Source organism: Paraburkholderia sp. UCT31 (assembly GCF_014397655.1).
Classification (GTDB): domain Bacteria; phylum Pseudomonadota; class Gammaproteobacteria; order Burkholderiales; family Burkholderiaceae; genus Paraburkholderia; species Paraburkholderia tuberum.
Genome location: NZ_VZQP01000127.1, coordinates 1 through 5,926, shown reverse-complemented (window position 1 = coordinate 5,926; position 5,926 = coordinate 1). Strand labels below are relative to the sequence as shown.

General features: G+C 62.7%; 1 protein-coding gene. It reads right to left on the bottom strand.

The window, feature by feature from the left end:
- Positions 1-882: 882 nt before the first annotated feature.
- On the bottom strand, positions 883-4,968 hold the full coding sequence (locus tag F6X40_RS40735) for an autotransporter outer membrane beta-barrel domain-containing protein (protein WP_316251895.1): 4,086 nt from the start codon (positions 4,966-4,968) through the stop codon (positions 883-885).
- Between the last annotated feature and the right edge of the window lie 958 nt (positions 4,969-5,926).

The following is a 5,926-nucleotide window of genomic DNA, read 5'->3' as shown; positions in this document are numbered from 1 at the left end:
AGAAGAGGGGCTCGTTTGCGAGCCAAATTCACCGAAATGAGCGTCGATTCGATTCGTTATCCAGAAAATTTGACGCGTCTTGATCTGCAAGCCGATCCGACAGTTCATTAATCAGCGTTTCCCTAGGCGCTGAAACTGCTGATTCACTTCTTCCGGGGCGTAGCGAATAGCATGCGGGCTTTCAAATCCCGTGCCACCACCTTGACTGTGCGATCTCTGCCAGCCGGCTAATCCCACTTCGATACCCGGAAACAAGAGCTTCTCGTATCCCTGCCTGCCTTGTGGAAGTCCTAGGCGGCTCTGTATAACTGTCGCTCCAAGTGCGTCCTTGAAAGTTCGCTCACTGAAGTGCATGTTTTCCTCTTCGCCGTCCGGTGGTTGGTAATGTAGGTAAACGACCTGCCTCATGCAATTCTACGGACGTAAGCAAGATAGCGAGTCGCGAACCAACGAAATTACCCTGAAAATGGCCGCTATGGGTTGCGTTCTGCCCTCGGCGGCGCCGCTGACATCGATCAGCGGCGATCGGCAAAAGTCGGCCATCTGCGGCCGATCCCTCACCGGCTCCTAACGTCACTCCTACGACCTTTGAACATCCGTTTGCGGACGCTCGTCAGCGCTCGCAGCCACGGCCATCAGCGGTAGCAGCGGCGAGCGCAAGGTGGCATGTTCGGAGATGCCGCACGTGTTACCACCGGCGAAGCGATTTTCAGATTCGCGAGATCCGTTCCTCTAATTTCATCGTGTCGTCGAGTCGGCCAAGTCTTCGGTAGCAGACGGCGAGGGTTCTCAAGCTAGACTTCAGGCTGCCGTGATCGACCCGGCCATGCGTGTCGCCCTGTTCCTTTTCCGTGCCCATTGTGAGCATTGGCGAAGAATGCGTTACCACAAGTAGCGCAGCCCAATGTCGCCCCAGACCCCCTTGCGGCTGCCGGTCGCCGAACTGTTGATCGAGAACTGATAGCCGAACTGGCCGTACAGGCTCATGCGTGCGTCGAGCTTTGCGGTCACGCCGGCAGCAAAGTCCATGCGCGTGAATTGCTGCGCGAGTGGTACCTGCTCCACGCCAGAGTAAGTCGTCGTTGCTTGCGCGCCCCAATCCCGCCAGATGTTGGCGCGAAGGTACGGCTGCCACACTTCCCCATTCGCGCGCTCGATGCTCCACTGCCCACGCACCCCGAGCCGCCCAGTCACGCCTGACGTCGAACCAGGATCGACCGAACCCAGCCCGTCATTGTTCTCACTCAACCCGATATGCTGCCAGATGACCTGCGCCTGAGGCTCGAGCACGAAGCCTGGTCCAAGCGGCAGGTGAAACGGATAGCCCACTTCCAGCGAAGTGGCAAACCCTGAACCGGAGATGGGCAACCGTGCAAACTGTGTCGTCGCGTCGCCGTCGTAGTGGGTGCCCTGCAGGATCGCGTCGATATACCACCCGCCGGGGCCATAGTGAGTCCAGTACGCGCCGCCCGAATACGCGTTGAGGTTGACCGAGCCGGTGTGACTCAGCACATAGGCCGTCGCGTCCGCATTGGTGATGAGACCGTCCACGTCGACGTTGCTGTTGCCGTACGCGAAATAGACGCCGGTTGCATCGTGATGGCCGGGCAGAAAGCTGCCGCGCCAGAGATCGACGCCGGCCTGTACGCCGACCATCCGGCCATTGGCACGCGAATCGGTGTAGGTCTCGTAGTGATTGTCGATCTGCTGTCCGAACACCCGCACCCAGGCCGAGTTGGCTATGCCTGCGCTGCTGGTGCCGCCCCCGGTATCGGTGAGCGTATCGCCGATGCGCTCGTGCATCGTGCCGAGCATGGTGAGGCCCAGTTGTCTCGCGAGCGGCTGCACCACCGAGTAGGTGGCAATTTCCGGCCCGATAATCGGGTATTCGCCCGGGGGCAGTTCGGCCGGAGGCGGATCTAAGGGCAGGACGTCACCATTGGGGATGCCTGGCTCCTCCGATGGCGGGACTTCGCCGGGGGGGAGGTCCGGCTCCTCCGACGGCCCGACCTGGAAATCCGAGCGCAGGAACCAGTCATCGGGGTTGCTGCCGTTGTGTCCGCCCCGGAACAGGTCGTAAGTAAATGCCCCGCCGCGCACCTCGCCAGCTAGCCCGAAGGCCCCGGCCGCGGTGGTTCCCCCATCGATCGCTTCCACCACCGGAATGCCGTTCGCGACGGTCAGCGCACCGGCGCCGCCGGCGTTGGTGACATGCACCAGTGTATTGCCGGTCGCGGTGCCACCTATGATCACCAGCTTGTCCGACGGAGAATTATCGCCCGCGAGCACCGTATTGATGTTCATCCTGCCGCCAGCCCCGGCATAGTTGCCATTCGACACTGACAGTACGTTGCCGACGATCGGATCCGAAGCCAGGTTGACCGTTCCTCGATTGAGCAGGTTGCCGATGACGGTGAAGGTGCCCGCCGGTGACGTGCCAAACCCTGGCGTGCCGTTGCCGGCCGCTACCATACCGTCATTGGTCACCGCCCCGGTGACAGTACCGAAACCGCCCAGCGTGGCGCCCGATTCCACCACGACCGGCCCGCCCCCCGACAGCGCCGCAGACGGATGTGCGGGGTCGCCGACGACGAGCGTGCCGGCGTTGACCGTGGTGCCACCTGCGTAGGGATTGCTGTTGGTCAGGATTGTCGTGCCGGAGCCGATCTGCGCGAGGTCACCGGTGCCCGAAATCTTGCCGGCAAAGGTGACCGTATCGCTGCGGTTGAAGGCCAATGTGCCGTTGTCGGTGACGTTGCCCACGATGCCACCACTGGTGCCCCCGTTACCGAGTTGCAGCGTACCGGCGCTGATCGTGGTGCCGCCGGTGTAAGTGTTGCCGCCTGTGAGCACTATCGTGCCGCCATCCACGCCGTCCTGCGTGAGGTTTCCTCTGCCAGTGATCGCTCCTGGAACAAGCACCGTATCGCTGCGATGGAAGACCAGCGCACCGTTGTCGAGAATCGCGCCGCTGCCGACGCTGCCGGTCGAGCCACCATCGCCAACCTGTAGCGTGCCGGCGGAGATCGTCGTGCCACCGGAGTAGCTGTTGTCCGCAGCCAGCACCAACGTACCTGGGGCCTGCATTGCGAGCGTGCCAGCCGAGGTGCCGTCGGAGATGGTGCCTGACAGCGTCTGCACTGTGCCCGAGGGTGGCGTGAAGTTGCCTGTGCCGGTGATAGCAATGTTGTTGGCGACCGTGAAGTTGCCGTTGGTGAAGGACAGCGTCGTCCCGTTGGCCATCCTTAAGGTGGACTGAGATGCATTGCCGAGCGCCGAGCCGTTGCCGACGCTGATCGTACCTTCGCCAAGAAGCGTATCGCCAACATAGGTGTTGCTGCCGGTCAAAACCAGTGTGCCGAGGCCGAGCTTGGTTAGCTGGCCGCCATTATCGAGGTTCTGGGAGACCGTGAATACATTGGCACCGTCTGCGACGTCGAACCCGCCACCGTTCGCGGCCCAGGTAATCCCTCGCGTAGGCTCGATCGCTATGTAGCCTGTGCCTGTAACCTGGAGGATGCCGCCGTTGAAAGTCAGTCCGCTGTTCGCTGGGGTGCCGAGACTAACGCCGCTTGCGACCGACAGCTCACCGCCGAGCAATGTCCACGGTGTACCAGCCTGCACAGGCGTGCCGGTAAGCGTCCAGACGCTGGAGCCAGTTTTCACGAACTCGGTGAAGCCCTGGTACTGCGCAGCGGCGCCAACGCTCGACGCACTGAAGCTTCCATTGTTGCTGCCGCCAAGCGCCAGCGTGCCTGATGCGCCCGATTGGACGACCACATTTCCGCCGATAACGAAGCCCTGACGTAGCTCCAGATAATTGGCGCCGCCGGTGAAGGTGATGGCATTGACCTGCGACGGGCTGACACCGCCCGGCACGTTCCCTCCGGTGAACCCGCCAATAATATTCCCGCTGTTATAGATCGTCAGATTGTCGCCGACGATCCCAACCCCACCGCTGCTCGTCGCGCTGCTGCCGGCACGTAACGTGGCGCCGCCGTTGCCGCCTTGAATCGTGCCGCCGCTGTTGTCGGTGATGGTGAGACTGGAGCCGCTGATGCCAGCGCCGCCATTGCCGCCAATGGTGATAGCGCCTGGCGTCGGCAGGGATGCGTCGCCGCCATTGCCGCCGCGAATCGTGCCGCTGTTCTCGATGCTGAAGGTATTGATCGGGGTGGCGTTCACCGCGGTTGCCCTGATGCCGGCGCTGCCGTTACCGCCCTCCGTAAAATTTCCGTTTCCGCTGTTTCCGCCGCGGCCTCCCTGGATCGTGCCGGTATTGGTTAGCCCGACCCCGGTGGCGTTGAGATTGACGAAAACGCCAAAACCGCCGTCGCCGCCTTCGCCAGCCGATCCCTGAATGCTGCCGCTTCCGGTCACCCCGCCGTTTCCGCCGGTCCCGCCGGCTCCGCCGTTGATCTGCCCGTTGTTGGTGAGACTGACTCCGCTGTTGATCACGAGGCCATAACCGCCAGCGCCCGCGCCGCCGCCGCCGATCGACGCTGCCCCGCTCGGCACGCCACCATTGCCACCATTACCGCCGTTTCCACCGGCGATCACGCCGCCTGCGGGGTTCTCCAGTGACGACGGCAGGACCCCATGGGCGCCGGCGCCACCGCCGCCGCCACCACTGTTGGGGCCGCCGTTGTTGCCGTTGGCACCCTGGCTTCCGCCGCTGCCGCCGGCAGTTCCGCCACCAGCGCCACCAGCGCCACCAGTGGCACCGGCGGTTCCGGCGCCGGCGCCGCCTCCGCCTCCGGAACCGCCGCTCGTGGTCGCAGCACCAGAGCCGTTCGTGCCTGCTCCAAGCGGATTGCTGGCACCGCCGGTGCTTGGCGTATTACCCGTCGTGGCACCCCCGCCATAGCCACCGCAGCCGTCGATCTCCTCCGCAACAAAGGCGCCGGTTGAGTCAATGCAGGGAGGCTGCGCCATCGCGCGTTCCGACGGTTGCAGGGCGGCGAGCACGGCGAGGTTCAGCAGAATGAGCGCGGATGCGTGAAGCCTCCGCCCTGGAGCGACCGGCCTGCCACGGCGCGCCGGGCCAGGTCGGCTAGCCAGATCGCAGGAGGGCGCGCAACGGGGGCTTCCAGCGCAAGCCATGTAGCGAGAGGCAGCGCAGCCAGTCCCGGCAACTGGCCGGGTTGCCTTATCGCGACATTCAGGAACGATGTTATTGGCAATAGGACTGGAATATCTGACGAAGCGCCTGTGCACCGGATTCGCCTGCTCGGTACGAACGGGATTCTTTTCAGTTGCCTATGCTTCACCATTTCCCCCTTAGACCAGGTCGACTTCTGTCGAAACGGGAATGCGCGGGACGTCGGCGATATGCCACCGACAGTTCGAAAAGCTGGCGAAAAAATCACTCAACAAATATAGACACTTTCAACGGGGAGCGGGGCGCGAATATGTGATTGCGACGTGAGACCCATCGTGAAACTATCGGGACGCAAATTCTCGCTGGTCCCAAGGTTAGCGAACATTAAAATGCCTTCCGCTATGGAGGGATCGGCAAGACGCACCGAGCAAGCTGCGATGAATCAGCGACACGCTTGCAGGTGTGCCTGCCATGTTTCCAGGAACTGCAGCCCGTGAACGGCTTTAACGTCATACCGTCGCGCCTGCCACATAGCCGTGAATGTCGGCTACCCTGACCGGAGCGGGCGTTTGAGTGTCTGGGGGACACGCCGGCGAATGGCAGAAGGTGGCCGAGAGCACCAGTTCAATGAAGGTCCTGTAGAGCGACCGTTGAAAATCGTCGACGGCCGCTTTCGGGCGGCTTCTGTGGATGAGTACTGTCGTTAAGGGTTATTCGACGTCTGCCCTCATTCACATGGCTGTGAGTGTGCCGCGGCGCGTGTGGGCAGGCGTCGGATAAGCCTCGAGGGAGGAAACCGCGGGATGGTCCGAGACGCTCGGAATT